The 19498-nt window shown below is 63.6% G+C and carries 18 protein-coding genes; 11 read left to right on the top strand and 7 right to left on the bottom strand.

What is annotated here, in order from left to right; all coding sequences use genetic code 11:
* Both GE253_RS13565 and GE253_RS13560 read right to left on the bottom strand, forming a co-directional pair.
* Window positions 1–1086 (bottom strand): 4-oxalomesaconate tautomerase, encoded by a 1086-nt coding sequence (locus tag GE253_RS13565; protein ID WP_153204644.1) that lies wholly within the window; start codon window positions 1084–1086, stop codon window positions 1–3.
* 6 nt (window positions 1087–1092) lie between these two features.
* Window positions 1093–1782 (bottom strand): 4-carboxy-4-hydroxy-2-oxoadipate aldolase/oxaloacetate decarboxylase, encoded by a 690-nt coding sequence (locus GE253_RS13560; protein WP_089289365.1) that lies wholly within the window; start codon window positions 1780–1782, stop codon window positions 1093–1095.
* Window positions 1783–1936: 154 nt separating this feature from the next.
* On the opposite strand from GE253_RS13560, the gene GE253_RS13555 reads away from it, so the two are divergent.
* A complete protein-coding gene (locus tag GE253_RS13555) occupies window positions 1937–3124 on the top strand; it encodes a LysR family transcriptional regulator (RefSeq protein ID WP_211101444.1) in 1188 nt (395 codons plus the stop codon).
* A 103-nt stretch (window positions 3125–3227) separates the two neighbouring features.
* Here GE253_RS13555 and GE253_RS13550 read toward each other — a convergent pair whose 3' ends face one another.
* Window positions 3228–5402 carry a malate synthase G gene (locus GE253_RS13550; protein ID WP_153204643.1) on the bottom strand — a complete coding sequence of 725 codons (2175 nt, stop codon included), beginning with the start codon at window positions 5400–5402 and terminating at the stop codon, window positions 3228–3230.
* A gap of 109 nt (window positions 5403–5511) precedes the next feature.
* On the opposite strand from GE253_RS13550, the gene GE253_RS13545 reads away from it, so the two are divergent.
* On the top strand, window positions 5512–6306 hold the full coding sequence (locus GE253_RS13545; protein ID WP_211101443.1) for an IclR family transcriptional regulator C-terminal domain-containing protein: 795 nt from the start codon (window positions 5512–5514) through the stop codon (window positions 6304–6306).
* A 12-nt stretch (window positions 6307–6318) separates the two neighbouring features.
* Window positions 6319–6774, top strand: coding sequence for an ion channel (locus GE253_RS13540; protein ID WP_153204641.1), 456 nt, complete (start codon window positions 6319–6321; stop codon window positions 6772–6774).
* Between the two features lie 6 nt (window positions 6775–6780).
* Here the strand turns inward: GE253_RS13540 and ybaK are convergent, their stop codons facing one another.
* The 3 genes from ybaK to GE253_RS13525 all read right to left on the bottom strand — a co-directional run bounded on the left by ybaK (window position 6781) and on the right by GE253_RS13525 (window position 8389).
* A complete protein-coding gene (gene ybaK, locus GE253_RS13535; protein WP_153204640.1) occupies window positions 6781–7272 on the bottom strand; it encodes a Cys-tRNA(Pro) deacylase in 492 nt (163 codons plus the stop codon).
* Window positions 7273–7473: 201 nt separating this feature from the next.
* Window positions 7474–7647, bottom strand: coding sequence for a transcriptional regulator (locus tag GE253_RS13530; protein WP_153204639.1), 174 nt, complete (start codon window positions 7645–7647; stop codon window positions 7474–7476).
* Between the two features lie 112 nt (window positions 7648–7759).
* Window positions 7760–8389, bottom strand: coding sequence for a DedA family protein (locus GE253_RS13525; protein ID WP_089289324.1), 630 nt, complete (start codon window positions 8387–8389; stop codon window positions 7760–7762).
* 174 nt (window positions 8390–8563) lie between these two features.
* On the opposite strand from GE253_RS13525, the gene kynA reads away from it, so the two are divergent.
* The 7 genes from kynA to GE253_RS13490 all read left to right on the top strand — a co-directional run bounded on the left by kynA (window position 8564) and on the right by GE253_RS13490 (window position 15693).
* Window positions 8564–9397, top strand: coding sequence for a tryptophan 2,3-dioxygenase (kynA, locus tag GE253_RS13520; RefSeq protein ID WP_153204638.1), 834 nt, complete (start codon window positions 8564–8566; stop codon window positions 9395–9397).
* Window positions 9394–10038, top strand: a complete 645-nt coding sequence (gene kynB, locus GE253_RS13515; protein ID WP_153204637.1) for an arylformamidase — start codon at window positions 9394–9396, stop codon at window positions 10036–10038. Before kynA ends, kynB begins: the two co-directional genes overlap by 4 nt.
* Window positions 10039–10123: 85 nt before the next feature.
* Window positions 10124–10855 carry a response regulator gene (locus tag GE253_RS13510; RefSeq protein WP_153204709.1) on the top strand — a complete coding sequence of 244 codons (732 nt, stop codon included), beginning with the start codon at window positions 10124–10126 and terminating at the stop codon, window positions 10853–10855.
* Window positions 10852–12309: an ATP-binding protein gene (locus tag GE253_RS13505; protein WP_153204636.1), complete on the top strand. Its 1458-nt coding sequence runs from the start codon at window positions 10852–10854 to the stop codon at window positions 12307–12309. Before GE253_RS13510 ends, GE253_RS13505 begins: the two co-directional genes overlap by 4 nt.
* Window positions 12310–12466: 157 nt before the next feature.
* Window positions 12467–13156, top strand: coding sequence for a phosphoribosylformylglycinamidine synthase subunit PurQ (purQ, locus tag GE253_RS13500; RefSeq protein WP_153204635.1), 690 nt, complete (start codon window positions 12467–12469; stop codon window positions 13154–13156).
* A complete protein-coding gene (gene purL / locus GE253_RS13495) occupies window positions 13153–15381 on the top strand; it encodes a phosphoribosylformylglycinamidine synthase subunit PurL (RefSeq protein WP_348770850.1) in 2229 nt (742 codons plus the stop codon). Before purQ ends, purL begins: the two co-directional genes overlap by 4 nt.
* 75 nt (window positions 15382–15456) lie before the next feature.
* Entirely contained in the window at window positions 15457–15693 is a 237-nt protein-coding gene (locus GE253_RS13490; protein ID WP_153204634.1) for a BolA family transcriptional regulator, read from the top strand.
* A gap of 51 nt (window positions 15694–15744) precedes the next feature.
* Here the strand turns inward: GE253_RS13490 and GE253_RS13485 are convergent, their stop codons facing one another.
* Entirely contained in the window at window positions 15745–17367 is a 1623-nt protein-coding gene (locus tag GE253_RS13485; protein WP_153204633.1) for a tetratricopeptide repeat protein, read from the bottom strand.
* 327 nt (window positions 17368–17694) lie between these two features.
* On the opposite strand from GE253_RS13485, the gene GE253_RS13480 reads away from it, so the two are divergent.
* Window positions 17695–19497 (top strand): hypothetical protein, encoded by a 1803-nt coding sequence (locus GE253_RS13480; protein WP_153204632.1) that lies wholly within the window; start codon window positions 17695–17697, stop codon window positions 19495–19497.
* The last annotated feature ends 1 nt before the right edge of the window (window position 19498 follow it).

Here is a 19498-nt window from a genome sequence, read left to right as displayed (position 1 = left end):
TCACCCCAACAGATGGCCGGGAACATAAACCTCACCCCGCATCAGCTTACGCGCCGTGCGCAGTAGGGCGGAACGGTTGACCTTGATGCCGGCCCCATCGGCGGCGACATCCATATCCACGGTGAAAAACCCGGTCGGGTGTTCCACTTCCAACCGCTGCGGGCCGGTGGCCCCGTCCAGCCCCGCCACCTGCGCCGCCACTGAACCGGGCAGCACGCAGGCGGTGGCAACACTGACGGCCCCCAGCACGCCAATCGCCTCATGCACCCGATGGGGGATGAAGCTGCGGGTGCCGACCGCCCCGCCATGGGCGGGAGGGGACACCAGCGTCATTTTCGGTACGGTCTTCTTCGCCACATCGCCCAGATTCATCCGGGGGCCCAGTTCCAGGCGGATCGCCTCCACCCTGGCTTTCAGGGCGGCATCGGCCTCCAAAGCCTCCGGCGCTTCATCACCTTTCACGCCGAAATCGGCGGCGTTCAGAATGACGACGGGCATCCCGTTATCGATGCAGGTGACGCGCACGCCCGCCACCTCATCCACCGCATTGCCGGTGGGCAGCAGGGCACCGCAGCTTGAACCGGCGACATCCAGGAAATCGATGGGGATGGCGGCGGCGGTGCCGGGCACCCCGTCGATGCGGGCATCCCCTTCATATTCCACCAGCCCGCCGGGCGTGGGCACATGGGCCACGGCCAGCGCCCCGGTATTCACCATATGGATGCGCACAGAGGTGACGGGGCCGGCCACCGGCACCAGGCCATTTTCAATGGCAAACGGCCCCACGCCAGCCAGAATATTCCCGCAATTCTGGCTGTCGCTGACCTCTGCCTTGTCCACCACCACCTGCAAGAACAGGTAATCGACATCGGCATCATCGCGGCTGGACGGGCCGATCACCGCCACCTTGCTGGTCAGCGGATGCGCGCCGCCCATGCCGTCGATCTGGCGGGCATCGGGCGACCCCATGGCGGCCAGCAGCACGGCATCGCGCGCGGCGCGGTCGGCGGGCAGGTGATGGACCTGGAAATACAGACCCTTGGAGGTGCCGCCGCGCATCACCGTGCAGGGGATGGGTTTCAGCATGGCGGCTTACTCCTGGTCAGCGGCCTCAATATAGGTCAGGCCCTTTTCGCGCAGCCGGTCGCGCATCTTGTAGAGGTCCAGGCCCAGCACGCCCTGCTTGAACTGGGCGCGGTTCTTTTCTTCCTTGATCTCACGCGCCTTGGCGCTTTCCAGCACGCTGGCCGCTTCCTTACGGGCGACGACAACCACACCATCATCATCGGCAACGATGATATCGCCGGGATTGATGGCGGCCCCGGCGCAGGTGACGGGCAGGTTCACATCGCCCAGCGTCTCCTTAACCGTGCCCTGGGCGAAGACCGCCTTGGACCAGACGGGGAAACCCATTTCGGTCAGCGTGGCGATATCGCGCACGCCGGCTTCAATGATCAGGCCGCGCACGCCGCGCGACATCAGGGATTCGGCCAGCAGATCACCGAAATAACCATCCTCGCAGGGGCTGGTCGGCTTCACCACCAGAATGTCGCCCGGCTGGCACTGTTCGACGGCCACATGGATGGTCCAGTTATCGCCCGGCGCCACGGTGCAGGTGACGGCGGTGCCGGCAATATGCGCCGGGCGGTAGATCGGGCGCATATAGCTGGCCAGCAGACCCTTGCGGCCCTGCGCCTCATGCACGGTGGCGACGCCATAGCGGGCAAATTCATCCACCAGGGCGGAATCGGGGCGCTTGATATTGGTGACGACCACAGGCATGGCCAAACATCCTCCAAAACGGGTGCGCGGATTGCTCCTCCGCGCTTGATCTTGGGTGGGACTATGGACCCGCCCCGCCAAGATGCTCCACTTCAAAACGCCGATCATGCTATAATATTTTGTTAGACCATTCTGGATCATAAGGATTGCTGCGGTGCAGGAAATCCCGAAACTGCGGGCATTGCAGGTTATTGCGGAGGTTGTTCGCACCCGCAGCACGGTGGCGGCGGCGGACGCGGCCCACATCTCCCAACCGGCGGTGACGCAAACAGTGGCCAAGCTGGAAGCAGCGGTGGGAGAGGTGCTGTTCACCCGCACCGGCACGGGGATGGAGCCGACCGAACCCGGTCGCCGCTTTGCCCAGCGCATTGGGCGCGCGTTTGATCAGTTGCATCTGGCGGAACGCGAACTGGGGGTGCCGGGGCTGGGGGGCCGGGTGACCAGTGTGCAATTGCGCACCCTGGTAGCGGCGGTGGAGGCGGGCAGCTTCACCCTGGCCGCCGCAAAGCTGGGCGTGTCACAGCCCAGCGTCAACCGGGCCATGCGCGATCTGGAAAGCCTGTGCGGCCGGCCCCTGCTGGCCCGTACCCCCCAGGGGCTGGAACCCACGCGGGAGGCGCGCGGGCTGGCCCGGCTGGCGGCGCTGGCCCTGGCGGAAATCCGCCAGGGGCTGGAGGAATTGCGCGAATGGCGGGGCCAGATGACGGGGCGGGTCTCGGTCGGCTGCCTGCCGCTGGCCCGGTCCCACCTGTTGCCCGAGGCGATAACGGGGCTGCTGGCCCGCTATCCGGAAGCGCAGGTGCGCATCATCGATGGGCCTTATGCCGAACAGTTGCATGAATTGCGGCATGGCGGGCTGGATCTGATTGTCGGCGCGCTGCGCCTGCCACCGCCCACGCCGGATATCGAACAGGAGGTGCTGTTCGTGGAGCCGCTCTCCATCGTGGTGCGGGCGGGTCACCCGATCCTGGCGGAAGGGGAGCCGACGGCGGCAGCCCTGGCGGCGCTGGACTGGATCGCGCCGCGCGACGGCACACCCGCCCGCGCCCATTTCGCCGGCTTCTTCGCCGCTGCCGGGGTGAAGCCGCCACGCCACATCATCGAATGCAGTTCGCTGATCGCATCACGCGGGTTGCTGATGCAAAGCGACCGGGCGGCCCTGCTGTCTGCCAGCCAGGTACGTCAGGAGGTGGAGGCTGGATATCTGGCCGTGCTGCCCCAGCCCCTGCCCGGCACCGAACGCCCCATCGGCCTGACCGTGCGCAAAGGCTGGCAGCCGACGCGGGTGCAGGCGGCGTTGATGGAGTTGCTGCGGCAGGGGGCGGGCGAAGGCGGCAAATGACGCGATTGCAGCGATATGGCTTTTCCGCACCCTGTTAAGGCCCAGCCGCCGCCAGCGCTGTTTGCGGGCGTCCCGAACAGCGCTGGCGATTCATCGCTGTTCTTTATGCTGTCAACAGTGCCTTCAGGGCACGGCGGTGTTTGTGCAGCAGCGGTTCGGTATAGCCGTTGGGCTGCTCCACGCCCTTGAACACCAGATCGCAGGCGGCCTGGAAGGCGATGGAGCCGGCGAAATCCGGGGCCATGGGGCGATATTCCGGGTCGCCGGCATTCTGCCGGTCCACCACGGCGGCCATGCGTTGCATCACTGCCAGCACCTGTTCCCGGTCGCAGACTCCGTGCAGCAGCCAGTTGGCGATATGCTGGCTGGAAATGCGCAGGGTGGCACGGTCTTCCATCAGCCCGACATCATGGATGTCCGGCACCTTGGAGCAGCCAACCCCCTGATCCACCCAGCGCACCACATAGCCCAGAATGCCTTGGGCATTGTTTTCCAGCTCCTGGCGGATTTCGTCTTCCGACCAGTTGATGCCATTGGCCAGCGGCACGGTCAGGATATCGCGCAGGGCGGCGCGCGGGCGACTGGCCAGTTCGGCCTGCCGGGCGGCGACATCCACCTGATGGTAATGCAGCGCGTGCAGCGTGGCAGCGGTGGGCGACGGCACCCAGGCCGTGTTGGCCCCGGCCAGCGGATGGCCGATCTTGGCTTTCAGCATGTCGGCCATCCGGTCCGGCATCGCCCACATGCCCTTGCCGATCTGCGCATGGGAGCGGAAGCCGCAGGCCAGCCCGTTATCGACATTCCAGTTTTCATAAGCGCCGATCCAGGCAGCGGCCTTCATGTCGCCCTTGCGGATCATCGGGCCGGCCTGCATGGAGGTGTGGATTTCATCGCCCGTCCGGTCCAGGAAACCGGTATTGATGAAACAGACCCGATCCTTGGCGGCGCGGATACATTCCTTCAGATTGATGGTGGTGCGCCGCTCCTCATCCATGATGCCGATTTTCAGCGTGTGCCGGGCCATGCCCAGCACATCCTCGATCCGGTCGAACAGGCTGTTGGCGAAGGCCACTTCCTCCGGCCCATGCATCTTGGGCTTGACGATATAGACGCTGCCGGTGCGGCTGTTGGCAAGGCCACCCTGGCGCCGCAGATCGTGCAGGGCGATCAGGCTGGTGATGATGCCGTCCAGAATCCCCTCCGGCACCCAGGAACCATCCGCGAAAGTGACGGCATCGATGGTCATCAGGTGGCCGACATTGCGGATGAACATCAAGGCGCGGCCATGCAGGGCGAAGGTGTCACCGGCCGGGCCCTGATAGGTGCGGTCCGGGTTCAGTGCGCGCTCCAGAACCTTGCCGCCCTTTTCAAAGCTGGCGGTCAGGTCGCCCTTCATCAGGCCCAGCCAGTTGCGATAGATCGTCACCTTGTCGGCGGCATCGACGGCGGCGACGCTATCCTCGCAATCCATGATGGTGGTCAGGGCCGATTCCAGCACGATATCGGCCACGCCCGCCGCGTCATCCCGCCCGATCGGGTGGCCCCGGTCGATGATGATATCCAGATGCAGCCCGTGATGGGCCAGCAGCAGGCTGGTGGGGGCCGTTGCCTCCCCCTGCCAGCCCTTGAACTGGTCCCCATCGCGCAAGCCCGTTTCCGTTCCGCCCGCCAGCGTGGCGACCAACTGGCCGTGGCGGATGCCATAACCGGTCACATCTTTATGGCTGCCCTGGGCCAGGGGGGCCGCCTGATCCAGCAATTCCCGCCCCTTGGCGATCACGGCGGCCCCGCGCACCGGGTCATAGCCCTTGGCGCCGGCTGTGCCGACATCGCCCAGCGCGTCGGTGCCATACAGCGCATCATACAGGCTGCCCCAGCGGGCATTGGCGGCGTTGAGCGCGAAGCGGGTATTCATCACCGGCACCACCAATTGCGGCCCGGCGAGGCGTGACACCTCATCATCCACATTGCTGGTGGTGATGCTGAAATCCGGCCCCTCCGGCAGCAGATAACCGATCTCCCGCAGGAACGCCTCATAGGCATCCTGATCATGCGGCTGGCCCCGGCGGGACTGGTGCCAGCCGTCGATCTGGGCCTGCAGCGCGTCACGCTTGGCCAGCAGGGCCCGGTTGATCGGCGTCAGATCCTGGAACAGGCTGGCAAAGCCCTGCCAGAAGGCAGCCGGTTCCACGCCCGTGCCGGGCAAGGCTTCCGTCTCAATGAACTGGTGCAGCGCGGCATCGATATTCAGGCCATGAAGGCGGATGGGGGCGGACATGGGGCAGGTTCCCTGATGTGGCATTTCCTCTGCCAACAACGATAAGCCCGCTGCTGCGGGCATCGCAATATGTTATGGAAGTCTTTCCACGATGCGGAAAGATGGTGCCATGGTGGCGAAGAAAGAGGAGAGCGAGCGCGGCGGGCAGGTGCAGGCCCTGGGCCGTGCGCTGGCGATTTTGAACCGGCTGGCCTTGAGCGATGGCGGGGCCACCCTGACGGAACTGGCCAATGCGGTGGGGCTGGCGGGGTCGACGACGCATCGGCTGCTGACATCGCTGGAATCGGAACGCTATGTGCGGTTCGATGCCGAAACCAAGCTATGGAGTGTCGGTGTGCAGGCCTTCATTGCCGGCAATGGCTTCCTGCGCACGCGTGACGTGGTGCGGATGGCAAGGCCGCATATGCGCTGGCTGATGGAACGCAGCGGGGAGACGGTGAACCTCGCCATCGAGGATCAGGGCATGGCCGTTTACCTGTCACAGGTGGAATGCCGGGAGATGATGCGCACCTTTGCCCGGCTGGGCGCGCGGGTGCCGATGCATTGTTCCGGTGTGGGCAAGGCCCTGATGGCAGCGATGGCAGACAGTGACCTGTCCCGCCATATCGCCCGCCATGGCTTGGCCCAGATGACAGAACGCACCGTCACCAGCCTGGCCGATTTGAAGGCCGATCTTGCAGCCATCCGGGCGCGTGGTTATGCCATTGATGACGAAGAACATGCGGTTGGGCTGCGCTGTGTGGCGGCCACCGTGTTCAACGAACATGGCGATCCGGCCTGCGCCGTTTCCCTTTCCGGTCCGATGGCGCGCATCACCGATGCGCGCATCAAAACCCTGGGGGAGATGGTGCGGGAAACGGCCGCCCGTGTGATGGCGGAGATCGGCGGCAGGCCGGCAGGGTGAGGGGGAGCGGCAATGGATATCGATACGGACATGCTGGTGGAGCTGGCCATTGCCACCGGTCTGGTGGTGCTGACCGTGACGATCCATGGGGTGGGTCTGTCGTTGCTGCGCCGCCTGTCGGATTTCATGGGGGGACGGCGCCCGCTGTCCCGTACCCTGCACGCGCTGGTGACGATCTGGCTGATCGTGCTGGGCCTATTTGCCCTGCATGGGATGGAAATCTGGATCTATGCCGGCCTTTATGAGGCGGCCGGGGCCGTCCATTCCCTGCGGGAGGCGGTATATTTCTCCCTGATCACCTATGGCGCCATCGGCTATAGCGACCACGCCATCGCCCCCGCCTGGCAGATCATCGCCGGGATCGAGGGGATCAATGGCGTCATTATGATCGGCTGGACCACCGCCTTTTTCGTGACCATCATGGGGGAGGTGCAGGTGAAAATGCCCCGCCACACCGCACGGGAATAACCGCCTTTACGGGCGTCCGGCCACCGTGATGGCCACCAGCTTGGCCCCCAGAACACGGGCAATGTCCACCGGTGCGGCGGCGATCTGCAGCCCGCGCCGCCCGCCATTGACGATCATCTCTGGCAGCGCCTCTGCACTGGCATCGATGAAAGTGGGCAGCTTTTTCTTCATGCCCAGGGGGCTGATGCCGCCGATGACATAGCCGGAGGTGCGTTCCGCCACCTTCGGTTCCGCCAGTTGTGCCCGCTTGCCCCCGGCAGCGGCGGCCAGTGCCTTCAGGTCCAGCCGGGCAGGGGCGGGGATGACGGCACAGACCAGCCCCACCCCTTCCACGTCGCTGACCAGCGTCTTGAACAGCATGGCCGGATCGACCCCCAGGGCCGCGGCGGCAGCCATGCCGATGGCATCGGCATCCGGGTCATAATCATATTCCAGCAGCCGGTGCGCGGCGCCGGCCTGTTTCATGGCATTGACGGCGGGGGTGGACTTGGCGGACATGGAAACGCATCCAGAAATGAAAAAGCGGCCCGATGGCTGTTCACCGGGCCGCTTCAATAATAAGGCGATGCTGGATGCGAACGTCAATTGTTGCGAATGCGACGACCTTCTGCGTCCTTGAAGCTGCCAATGGCAATCGGCAAGGCACCTAAGGTGTCACGCTGATCCGCTGTAAATCCCGGATCGCCGCCGGCGCAAATCTCACTCGTGACATTCAGGTGCTGGCAATTCGTCGTCCGTTCCCCAGCTTTCCAGCCACTGATCAACCTCTTCAGCGGTCGCGTGCAGGCCGGTCTCCTGGAGCTTTTCCCACGCCTGCAACGTGTCACGCCGCAGCGCTTTGTCATCAAGTTTGATGGATGTGGCAGATGCCATGCCAACCTCCGAAGCGAAAGGGAGTGTCTTTAACGACCGTAAAGCGTCTGCCCCCATCCTGCATTGGGTCAGGTTCGCCAGCTCAACCTTTCGCTACTCGCCGAGACAGATTTCACGGACGTTGCCGCAGGTGGCGCAGCTTGTGCCAGAGGAACAGGCCGCCCAGCGCCAGGATGCCCAGCACGATCAGCGCATCAAACCGGTGCAGCCAGGTGCGCAAGGTCGGGTTTTCGTGCCACTGTTCCCCCAGCGCCATGCCGATATAGGCCAGCCCGTAACACCAGATCCAGGAACCGACGAAGGTGTAAAGGTGAAAGGGCAGGCGGGGCATGGCGGAGATGCCGGCGGGCAGGGCGATGAAGGTGCGGATCACCGGCAGCATCCGGGCGATGAACATTGCGGGCGCGCCGAAGCGGGCAAAAAACCTGTCCGCCATGTCCAGATCATGCGCATCCAGCAGCACATAACGGCCCCAGCGCAGGATGGCGGCCCGACCGCCACGCTTGCCAATGATATAGGCCACTTCTGACCCCAGATTGCAGCCCACCGCCCCGGCGGTGGCCACCAGCAGCAGGTTCATCTCCCCGGTCGATACCAGAAAACCGGCAAAGGGCATGATGATTTCAGAAGGCAGCGGGATGCAGGCCGATTCAATCGCCATCAGCAGCGCCACACCGGCATAGCCCATGGCGCTGATCACCGCGATAATGCCGGATGCCAGGAAATCGATAATCTGTCCCATGGATGAAAATGCCGTCAGTTGCAGATGGGGCGGCGAGATGCCGGGCAAGCCAGCCTTATACAGGGTGGATGGTGAAATGATGCAGCGCTTTTGCAGCGGGGCGCCCCAAAAGCCATGCTATATCGGCCGGTAACAGACGGCCCCGGCGGCCGGGCAGCCAGACAGAAGGCTTCCATGAAAAAGACCAGCGTCGATCTTTCGACTGAGAATATCCATCAGACCCCGCCGATGAGCTATGGCGATTATCTGGGGTTGGATGCCCTGCTTTCCTGCCAGCATACCCGCTCGGCCGAGCATGATGAGCTGCTGTTCATCATCATCCATCAATCCTCGGAACTCTGGATGAAGCTGTGCCTGCATGAATTGGCGGCGGCGCGGGAGCAGATCAGGCGGGACGATCTGGGCCCCGCCTTCAAGATGATCGCGCGGGTGGCCCGCATCCAGGCCCAGCTGATCCAGGGCTGGGACGTGCTGTCCACCATGACGCCGGCCGATTACAGCCGGTTGCGCCCGCATCTGGGACAGAGTTCGGGTTTCCAGTCCTGGCAGTACCGGCTGCTGGAATTTATGCTGGGCAACAAGAATGCTGGGATGATCCCCGTCCATCAGGGCGACCCGGCCACCTATGACAGGCTGCTGGCCGCCTTGGGTGAGCCGTCGCTTTATGATGAATGCCTGGCCCTGCTGGCGAGGCGCGGTTTTACCATCCCTGAAAGCCACCTGTCGCGCGACTGGCGGGAACCCTATCGCAGCGACAAGGCGGTGGAAGCGGCCTGGGCCGCCGTTTACCGCGATACCGCCACCCATTGGGAGCTGTATGAACTGGCGGAAAAGCTGGTCGATCTGGAATACCGGTTCCAGCAATGGCGCTTCAGCCACATGAAAACCGTGGAACGCATCATCGGTTACAAGCAGGGTACCGGCGGCAGTGCCGGCGTCTCCTATCTGGTCAAGGCGCTGGACCTGTCCTTCTTCCCCGAACTGTTGAGTCTGAGGACGGCGCTATGAGCGGGAAACTCTGGGATATCAGTCAGAAGGTGCGGGTCGGCATTCCGGTCTGGCCGGGCGACAGTGCCTATCGGGAAGAACGCACCTGGAGCATCGGGCCCGGCTGCCCGGTCAATGTCTGCCAGATCAGCCTGTCCACCCATACCGGCACCCACACGGATGCACCGCTGCATTATGATGATGCGGGCCTGCCGATGGGGGCGGTGCCGCTGGACACCTATATCGGCCCCTGCCAGCTGCTGACCATTCCGCCCGATGCCGGGCTGGCCGGTGTGGCGCATGTGGCCCCCTTCTTCCAAGAGGGCACCACCCGCCTGCTGCTGCGCACCTTTGAATGCTTCCCCGCCGATTGGGTCAGCGACTTCACCGCCATTAATCCGGCCTTGATGGATTGGCTGGCGGCGCGTGGCGTGCGGCTGATCGGCACCGATGCCCCCTCGGTCGATCCGCAGGACAGCAAAAGCCTGGACGCCCATATGACCGTACGCCGCCACGGCATGGCGATCCTGGAAGGGCTGGTGCTGGATGGGGTGGCGGACGGGTTTTACGAACTGATCGCCCCGCCCCTGCGGCTGGCCACGGCGGATGCCTCGCCCGTGCGGGCGGTGCTGCGGGAACTGTCCTGTCCGCAGGGTGGTTGACATAATTTGATACCAGTTCGCCTTTGAATGCGGCGGGAAGCCGTGCGAATTTTGGCAGGCAATCGCCCCTTTGCCTGCCAGAGCCATGTCATCCGAAGCGCCGCATATTCTTGTTGTTGATGATCACCGTGATATCCGGGAGACGCTGGGCCGTTTTCTGGAAAAACACGGGATGCGCATCACGGCGGCGGAGGATGCGGCCATGGCCCGCCGCCGCCTGCGGGCTGCCGCCGTCGATCTGATTGTGCTGGATGTGATGATGCCGGGCGAAGACGGCCTGTCGCTGTTCCGCCATATCCGGGAGACGATGGACACGCCGGTCATCTTCCTGACCGCCATCGGCGAACCGATGGACCGCATTGTCGGGCTGGAAATGGGGGCGGATGATTATGTCACCAAGCCCTTTGAGCCCCGCGAACTGCTGGCCCGCATCCGCGCCGTGCTGCGCCGCAGCCACAGTCTGCCGGTGGGTGGCGGGCGCAGGCGGGGGGAGGAGACGCGGCTGGCCTTTGACCGCTGGGTGCTGGATCTGGCGCGCCGCGAACTGACCGGGGAAGATGGGGTTGTCGTCTCCCTCTCCACCGCTGAATTCTCTCTGCTGGAAGCGCTGGTCCGCCATCCCAACATGGTATTGTCGCGTGAACAGTTGCTGGACCTGACCAAGGGGCGGGAGGCGGATGTGTTCGACCGGTCCATCGATAATCAGGTCAGCCGCCTGCGCCGCAAGATTGAACCCGACAGCCGCAATCCCAGCCTGATCAAGACCGTCTGGGGTGGCGGCTATTGTCTGGCGGCCGCCGTGAAGCCGGCACCATGAACAACCCGTCGCCCCCCCCCTCCAACATTGCCCGGCTGCGCGCCGCGCTGGCCCGGCCGCGCAGCCTGTTCACCCAGATGGTTTTCCTGCTGGTGGCGGCGGTGCTGGTGGCCAAGCTGGGCAGTTGGACCGCCTCGCTGGATGAAAAGGCTGCCGCCGTCCGCCGTACCCATGTCGAGGAGATGTTGCAGCGGGTGGCCGGCACCGCCCGCATCGTCTCCACCCTGCCACCGGAATATCGGGAAGGGGTGCTGAAGGCCATTGCCAGCAGCAATACCCGCTACACGCTGGATGATGCCTCCCTCTTGCCGCACGATCTCCAGCCGCGCAATGCGGCCGACAGGGCCATTTGGGACAAGCTGGCCGCTGCTGCCAATGTTCCTGCCGATCAGGTGCTGTTCAAGACTTGGATCAAGGCGGAGAATGCCACGCCCGGTATAATCCAAAATCCGTGGGCAGCCTTGGCGCCAGTGGGAATGGGAATGAAGTTTTCCATCCGGTTGCCTGATGGACAATGGCTGAACGCCATCAATCGTCGTACCGTCCAACCGGATATCTGGAGCGATGTGGCCACCGGGTCGGTGCTGACCTCCCTGATCATGGTGGCGCTGGTGGCCTTTTATATTTCCCGCCGCATGTCGCGCCCGCTGCGCGCCCTGGCCGATGGGGCCGACCGGCTGGGCAGGGGAGAGAGCGTGGCGCCCCTGCCCAACAATGTCGGGCCGGAGGAGGTGCGCCGCGCCACCCAGGCCTTCAACGCCATGGGCGAGCGTATCCGCCGTTTCGTTGATGACCGCACGCGGATGCTGGCCGCCGTCAGCCATGACCTGCGCACCCCCATCACCAATCTGCGCCTGCGGGTGGAGTTGCTGGAGGAGGGGGAGACCAAGGCGCGGATGCTGGAAACCCTGGATGAGTTGCGCAGCACGGTGGAGGCTGCCCTGGCCTTCAGCCGGGAAGAGGTGGGGGAGGAGGCGGTGAAGGCCGATCTGGCCACCCTGGTGGAAAGTGTCTGCGATGATTTCGCCGATACCGGACAGCCGGTCTTCTTTGTGCAGGCGCCGCGCCTTCCCCTGGTCTGCCGCACCAACAGCCTGCGCCGGGCCGTGCGCAATCTGGTGGAAAATGCCGTTGCCTATGGCGGGGTGGCCCGCGTCTCCATGGTCCGGCGGGGGCATGAAGTGGAAATCACCATTGCCGATGAGGGCCCCGGCATCCCGGACGGGGAGGTGGAGCGGGTGTTCCAGCCCTTTGTCCGGCTGGAGGCATCGCGCAACCGCCGCACCGGCGGTGTGGGGCTGGGCCTTTCCATCGCCCGGTCCGTGGCGCGCGGCCATGGCGGCGATGTCCGTCTGCGCAACCGGCCGGCGGGCGGGCTGGACGCCATCATCATCCTGCCGGTACAGACAGAACCGGAACCGGCGGCCCCCGGTCCGCAGCGCCGGGCCGCCTGAAGCACCCCGCACAAATGGGGGGCAGCTATCAGGCGAGGGGGGGATGGCGATCCTTGCAATAGGAACGGAGCGGAAGTAGGTTCCGCCCGCATCGGGGGCACCGTCCCGCTGACGGTTCTCCGCCCTTCCCTCCACCTCCAGGAACGGGTCCCGCGGGATGAAGTCCGCCGTCATCGTCTTTCCCGGCTCCAACTGCGATCGTGATATCGCGGTGGCGCTTGAGCAGGCCTCCGGCCGTAAACCCCACATGGCTTTCCACAAGGACACCGAACTGCCGGATGTCGATGTGATCGCCGTACCGGGCGGCTTCTCCTATGGCGACTATCTGCGCTGCGGCGCCATGGCCGCCCATTCGCCCATCATGAAGCTGGTGAAGGAACGCGCCGCCAAGGGCGTGCGCGTTGTCGGCATCTGCAATGGCTTCCAGATCATCACCGAGGCGGGTTTGCTGCCCGGCGCGCTGATCCGCAACAAGTCGCTGAAATATGTCTGCCGCACCGTCGGGTTGACGGTGGAAAATACCGACAGCGATTTCACGAAGAAATACACCAAGGGCCAGGTGATCGGCATTCCGGTCGGCCATGGTGAAGGCAATTACGTCGCCGATGAGGAGACGTTGAAGCGCCTGGAAGGTGAAGGGCTGGTGGCGTTCCGCTATGCCGCACTTCCCAGCCAGACCGCCGACCAGGCCAATCCCAATGGTGCCACCAACAACATTGCCGGTATCTTCAATGCCGAGCGCAATGTGCTGGGGATGATGCCGCATCCCGAACGCGCCTTTGATCCGCTGCATGGCAATACCGATGGCCGTGCCTTCTTCGATAGCCTGGTGGAGAGCCTGTCGTGAGCGCCACGTCCTGGAAAGAACCCGAGGTCACCGAGGCGTTGGCCGCCGAACATGGCATCAAGGCGGACGAATATGCCCGCCTGCTGGAGATTGTCGGCCGTCAGCCCACCTTCACCGAGCTGGGCATCTATTCGGTGATGTGGTCGGAGCATTGCTCCTACAAGTCGTCCCGCGTTTGGCTGAAGCAGTTCCCGACCAAGGCACCCTGGGTCATCTGCGGTCCGGGGGAAAATGCCGGCGTCATCGATATTGGTGACAATCAGGCCGCCATCTTCAAGATGGAAAGCCATAACCACCCCTCCTATATCGAACCTTTCCAGGGTGCGGCGACGGGTGTTGGCGGCATTCTGCGCGACGTGTTCACCATGGGGGCGCGCCCGATCGCCAATCTGAACGCCCTGCGTTTCGGGGAGCCGTCCCACCCGAAGACCCGTCAGCTGGTCGCCGGTGTGGTGTCGGGCATCGGCCATTATGGCAATTGCGTCGGCGTGCCCACCGTGGGTGGGGAGACCAATTTCCACAAGGCCTATAACGGCAATTGCCTGGTCAATGCCATGACCGTGGGCATCGCCGATCAGGACAAGATTTTCTATTCCAAGGCGGCCGGTGTCGGTAACCCCGTCGTCTATGTCGGTTCCAAGACCGGCCGCGACGGTATCCATGGCGCCACCATGTCCTCGGCGGAGTTCACCGAGGATAGCGAGGCCAAGCGCCCGACGGTGCAGGTGGGTGACCCGTTCACCGAAAAGCTGCTGATCGAAGCCTGCCTGGAACTGATGAACACCGACGCCATCCAGTCCATTCAGGACATGGGTGCCGCCGGCCTCACCTCCTCCTCGGTCGAAATGGCCGGCAAGGGTGGGTTGGGCATCGAGCTGCATCTGGAAAAGGTGCCGCAGCGTGAGGTGGGGATGACCCCCTACGAGATCATGCTGTCGGAAAGCCAGGAGCGTATGCTGATCGTGCTGAAGCCCGGCCACGAGGAAGAGGCGCGCGCCATCTTCGACAAGTGGGAACTGGACTTCGCCGTCATTGGCCACCTGACCGATACCGGCCATTTCGTGCTGAAGATGCACGGCCAGACCTATTGCGATCTGGAACTGGCCCCGCTGTTCGACGCGGCCCCGCTCTATCATCGCCCGACGGAGCCGACGCCGGCACAGCCGGCGCTGGATCTGGACGAATCCGCCCTGTGGCCGTCCGATCTGTCGCTGGCCGATATCCTGGCCAAGCTGGTGGCCTGCCCGGATCTGGCCTCCAAGCGCTGGATCTGGCAGCAATATGACAGCCAGGTGGGGGCCGACACCCGCTTCATCTCGGGCCAGTCCGATGCCGCCGTGGTGCGTGTGCATGGCACCAACAAGGCGCTGGCCATGTCGTCCGACGTGACGCCGCGCTACTGCTTCGCTGACCCGGTGCAGGGTGGCCGTCAGGCCGTGGCGGAAAGCTATCGCAACGTGTCCGCCGTGGGCGCGCTGCCGCTGGCCATCACCGACAACATGAATTTCGGCAACCCGGAAAAGCCCCGCATCATGGGCCAGTTCGCCGGTTGCGTGGAAGGCATGGCGGAAGCCTGCCGGGTGCTGGACTATCCCGTCGTCTCCGGCAATGTCTCGCTCTACAACGAGACCAACGGCGAAGGCATCCTGCCGACCCCGACCGTGGGCGGTGTGGGTCTGCTGGCCGATGGCCACAAGGCGGTCGGCCTGGGCTTCAAGAATGATGGTGACGTCATTCTGCTGGTGGGTGAGACCGAGGGCCATCTGGGCCAGAGCCTTTACCTGCGCGAAATCCTGGGCCTGGAAGCCGGCCCCGCCCCGGCGGTGGACCTGGAAGCCGAAAAGCGCCATGGCACCTTCGTGCGCGAGGCCATTCAGGCTGGCCTGATCACCGCCTCGCATGACGTGTCCGATGGCGGCCTGCAGGTGGCCCTGGCTGAAATGGCCATGGCATCCGGCAAGGGTGCCGATCTGGCCGGGCTGGACGGCTGGCACATTGCCGAGCTGTTTGGCGAGGACCAGGGCCGTTACGTGCTGACGGTAAAGCCGTCCGACGTGGAAACGGTGGAAGCCAAGGCCGCTGAGGCCGGCGTGACGCTCACCCATATCGGCACCGTGGGTGGCGACAGCTTGACCGCCCCCGGTGGGCTCGCCATCTCTGTGGCATCCTTGGTGGAAGTCAATGAAAGCTGGCTGCCGGCCTATATGGACGGCAAGCTGGGGTGAGTCTGTTGCTGATGGGGAAGTGTCTGCTGGATGCTTCCCTTCAGCGCATAGCCGTTTTGAATGAGGAACCCGCCCATGGCGATGCAGGCATCCGAGATTGAGGCATTGATCCGCGAGGCGTTCCCTGACGCCGTGGTGCGGATTGATGATCTGCGCGGCGATGGCGACCATTACGCCGCTTATGTGGAAACCCCCGCCTTCAAGGGCAAGACCCGCGTTGCTCAGCATCAGATGGTCTATGCGGCCCTGAAAGGCCGGATGGGGGGCGAGCTGCACGCGCTGATGCTGACCACATCGGTGCCCAAGATATAAGAGCAAACCGGCGCTGGCCATGATGGGGTCATGGTCAGCGCCGGTGCGGCATCAGATATAGAAGTGGATTTGGGTTCGGTCGTAACCGGTGCCGATCATCACCGGTTGGCCTTTCACCACCGGCAAATCCTGGCCGAAGAAGTAAACGGCCTGCTTCCAATGGTTGGTGCGGGTGGGGGAGTTGGAATTGTAGGTCACCTTCTCGTCCATATGCAGGTCAAACCAGAAGGCCACGCCATGGGCAGTGCCCGTCTCGCTGGCGGTGATTGTCAGGGTCTTGGACGCGGTGGTCGGCATGTTCTTGTAGAAATCGAAGAACCAGGCCTGTTCCGGGGTTGAGAGCAGCTGGTGATTATCAGCGGCCAGATCCAGCGTGCAGTAACCCGGTGTGCGGAACTGGTCGAAGCGCGACATATCGAACCCGCTGATGGTGCGGATCGGGCTGATGCGGCGCAGATCATCGGCCTGTATCAGGGAGCACCAGACGGTAGCGGCGGCCGGGATGATCTTGGCATCCTGCCTCAGCAGGTTCTGGCGGGCGTGCTGCAGGATGGCCAGCATGTCGGGGGCCAACATGCCGACATTGATCAGTTCCGACACGAAAATATCAGCCTTTTCCGGCATATCGCTGCCGATCACCAGATCGGTGGATTTCTTGCCGATCACACTGACGCGGTCGCTGTAGCCGTTCACCGCCACGGTTTCCCGCGCCACCTCAACCAGCGGCTTGTGCATCTCGCAGGTATAGACATGACCGGCCCCGGCGCGGGCGGCCATCATCGCCACCAGGGCGGAACCGGTGCCGATTTCCAGCACCACATCGCCTTTCTGCACATTGTTCAGCAAGGCCGCCTCATAGGCATCATTGCGTTCATGATCATTGATCATCGGGATGTGCCAGGCCGGGATCTGGGTGGAACGCAGCAGCTGCAGGGCGAACAGCACATCGGAATTGTCAGGCATACGGTTGTGAACCCCGGTCAGCAGCGCGATGGCATCGTCAAGACGGCCCTGGCCTTGGAACACTTGTGCCAGACCAATGGCGGCTTCCCCGCGTGAGGGATCGCCGGCCAGCACATTGGCGAACAGGCGGCCGGCTTCGTCCAGCCGGTCGGTATAAAGCAGCAATGCTGCCAGATTATAAGCGGCATCCAGGTTCTTCGGCCGCAACGCCAGGGAATGGCGGAAGCAGAATTCCGCTTCGCCCAGATTGCCCAGATCGCGCAGCGTGTTGCCCAGATTGTTATGGGCCTCGGCATAGGAGGGGCGGCGGGCAATGGCGCGGCGGAAGCTCTGTTCGGACTCCACCAGATCGCCCAGGGCGCGCATGGCATTGCCCAGATTATTGTGGGAAACCGGATCATTGTCATCCAGCTCCACCGCCTTGGCGAATTCCACGGCCGCTTCTACGAAGCGGCAGCAGCCGTAAAGCAGCACGCCGCGGCTGTTATGGAATTCCGCCTTGTGGTCGTCCAGGGCGATGGCCTTGTTGAACAGGTCGTTGGCTTCTGCGGCCCGGTTGGAGCGCAACGCGATGACACCCAGCAGATGGGTGGCTTCCGAATGTTCCGGTTCGACCTGGAGCGCCGTGAGGCAGCTCATCTCGGCCTCGGCCAGATAACCGGCCATCAGATGCTGACGGGACAGGCTGACGCAATCCTGGACGAACGACATGGGAAAACTCCTTCGGTTCTTTCTGCCGGTCCATTGCCCCCCTTGGGCCGTCCGGTGTTCGGGAAAACAGGAAAGCAATCAGCGTGCCAGAGGCTGTAATGAGCGCTTCTATTGGGATTTTCGGCCGGCGGGGGCCGAAAATCCCGTCGTTCTGCCTACCGGGGGCGGCGAATTTTTCCCGCTGCCTCACCCATCCCGGCAGAAAAGGCTCGGCAAAAAATGGGGAAATATGAAGGCACCTGAACAACTTTAACTTGACCAAATAATATGCCAAGGCGGACAGTTCGGCCGGGAGAATTTTCCCTCATGCACAACCAGGGGTGAGAAATGTCCGATTTCACGTTCGGTACGCCTGCCTTCATCGTTGATTTCCCGGATTCCACGGCAAGCCAGACGGCCTTGGCCGCGCTGTGGAATGACAATCTGAAGGGTTTTGTGCAGCAGGCCATGCCGGCCGCCCCCTCCTTCTTTTATGATCCAACGGACACGGACATTCCGGCTGACACACCGACGGCCCAGGTCTCCTGGTCGGCCTTTTCCGGCCGGTTGATGCAATATTGCTCCGCCACCCCGCCGATCCCGCCGGCCAACCCCTATAATCTGGGGATGCAGGATATCTATTCACTTGCCGATACCGGCTATTACGGTACCGCTGCCACGGCCCTGCCGGATATTCCGGCACAGTTCTGCCCGGAAGCGAACTGGAATGGTCCCCTGCAAAAATATGGTCCCTATGGTCCGCGCGGCTGGCATGATGAATATTGTGAATGGGCAGCGGCCCGCGATGAAAATAATAATATCATTCGCGTGGATTTCTGCTGTGAGAACCCGGAATATTGGTACTCGCTGTGGGCCATCAGCCCGACCCGCGTGGTGGAACTCTATAACGAAATCCTGAATTACGGCCTGCACGCCGATCGTCTGGTGGTCGTCACGGAGGATGATCTGACGTTGAAGGACGGCGGAGGCAATGTGGTGACCGATCCCGGTACCGGTCGCGCCGCCTATAACCCGTTGAACAAATGGAACAGCGGTCCGAAATCGTCGCGCACCGGTTCATTGGCGGATCGCACCGGCGGTGCTGTCCATCTGACCAGCACACCCAATACCTTGCAGACGGAAATCGGGCTGGCCGGCGTGTCGACCCAGCAGTTGGTCAGCGGTAACGACAATGCGCAAAACCTGCTGTGCTGTGGCCAGTTCGGTCAGGCTTATCGCAACAGTGATCCGCATATCGGCCAGACGGTGAACCGGGTGGTCGGCGGGCAGGTAACGGGCACCTTCAACCTGATCAATCTGGCCAATCCGTTCGGTCTTTATATCCAGATGCCCAATTTCACCACCTGGAGCTTTGGTGCGCGGATCAAGCCCGGCACCAATGTGCCGGCGGATGCCAAGCCGTCGGATGTCTGGCAGGTCGTGCGCGGGTCAGCCACGCTGGTGGACCCGGTGACGGGCGAGAACTTCCCCGGCAATACCGGCGATGGCGGTTTCATCCTGCACGCTGCCTGTCAGATTCCGCTGTCCTGGCTGGCTATGGACTCCTCGCTGACCCTGGCCGATATCCAGATCAACGGCAGCCCCATCACCTGGGCCGGCCAGATCGCCCAGCAGTTCGATGTGGGGCTGTATGCTCGCCCGCTTCTCACCGAGGCCACTCCCCCCACGCTGCCCTGCGCTGGTGCCGGTGCGCAGGCGGCGCCGCTGCAATGCATGTATTCAGTCCTGTGGGACGCCTATTATGCGGTGGCGGAGCCCAACCCCACCGGCTTTGCCATCCCCATGGCCAGCAATACCACGATGATCGCCCCGTTCCTGCCGGCGGGTGGGGCCAAGGCAGCACTGACCCTGATCGTCAGTCCTTATGAAGGCGGCACCCTGCCAAAGGTGGCGGTGCTGACGGAACTGGCCGGTGGCGAGGTGGATGGCAACATCACGGTCAACGTGACGGGCGCCAGCTCGGTCACTTATTCTGTGCCCGGCAATTCCTACCCGGGCACGTATACGGCCCTGACACTGGAAGTGTCGGTGGCTAGCGGGGCTTCGCCCGGCCTACGCGCTGTTGCGGTGACACTGAACGAACAGGCCGAGACCATGGCGGCGCTGGTCCATATCACGGCGGGGGCCTGAA

This window comes from Niveispirillum sp. SYP-B3756 (assembly GCF_009495745.1).
Taxonomy (GTDB): domain Bacteria; phylum Pseudomonadota; class Alphaproteobacteria; order Azospirillales; family Azospirillaceae; genus Niveispirillum.
This window is presented reverse-complemented; position numbering and strand designations above follow the sequence as displayed.

Coding starts and splice junctions, on each gene's coding strand:
- GE253_RS13505 (WP_153204636.1), top strand. CDS start 10,852: ATGAACAACCCGTCGCCCCCCCCCTCCAACATTGCCCGGCTGCGCGCC.
- GE253_RS13565 (WP_153204644.1), bottom strand. CDS start 1,086: ATGCTGAAACCCATCCCCTGCACGGTGATGCGCGGCGGCACCTCCAAG.
- GE253_RS13545 (WP_211101443.1), top strand. CDS start 5,512: ATGGTGGCGAAGAAAGAGGAGAGCGAGCGCGGCGGGCAGGTGCAGGCC.
- GE253_RS13510 (WP_153204709.1), top strand. CDS start 10,124: ATGTCATCCGAAGCGCCGCATATTCTTGTTGTTGATGATCACCGTGAT.
- kynB (WP_153204637.1), top strand. CDS start 9,394: ATGAGCGGGAAACTCTGGGATATCAGTCAGAAGGTGCGGGTCGGCATT.
- GE253_RS13540 (WP_153204641.1), top strand. CDS start 6,319: ATGGATATCGATACGGACATGCTGGTGGAGCTGGCCATTGCCACCGGT.
- kynA (WP_153204638.1), top strand. CDS start 8,564: ATGAAAAAGACCAGCGTCGATCTTTCGACTGAGAATATCCATCAGACC.
- ybaK (WP_153204640.1), bottom strand. CDS start 7,272: ATGTCCGCCAAGTCCACCCCCGCCGTCAATGCCATGAAACAGGCCGGC.
- GE253_RS13550 (WP_153204643.1), bottom strand. CDS start 5,402: ATGTCCGCCCCCATCCGCCTTCATGGCCTGAATATCGATGCCGCGCTG.
- GE253_RS13560 (WP_089289365.1), bottom strand. CDS start 1,782: ATGCCTGTGGTCGTCACCAATATCAAGCGCCCCGATTCCGCCCTGGTG.
- GE253_RS13530 (WP_153204639.1), bottom strand. CDS start 7,647: ATGGCATCTGCCACATCCATCAAACTTGATGACAAAGCGCTGCGGCGT.
- GE253_RS13490 (WP_153204634.1), top strand. CDS start 15,457: ATGGCGATGCAGGCATCCGAGATTGAGGCATTGATCCGCGAGGCGTTC.
- GE253_RS13480 (WP_153204632.1), top strand. CDS start 17,695: ATGTCCGATTTCACGTTCGGTACGCCTGCCTTCATCGTTGATTTCCCG.
- purQ (WP_153204635.1), top strand. CDS start 12,467: ATGAAGTCCGCCGTCATCGTCTTTCCCGGCTCCAACTGCGATCGTGAT.
- GE253_RS13485 (WP_153204633.1), bottom strand. CDS start 17,367: ATGTCGTTCGTCCAGGATTGCGTCAGCCTGTCCCGTCAGCATCTGATG.
- GE253_RS13525 (WP_089289324.1), bottom strand. CDS start 8,389: ATGGGACAGATTATCGATTTCCTGGCATCCGGCATTATCGCGGTGATC.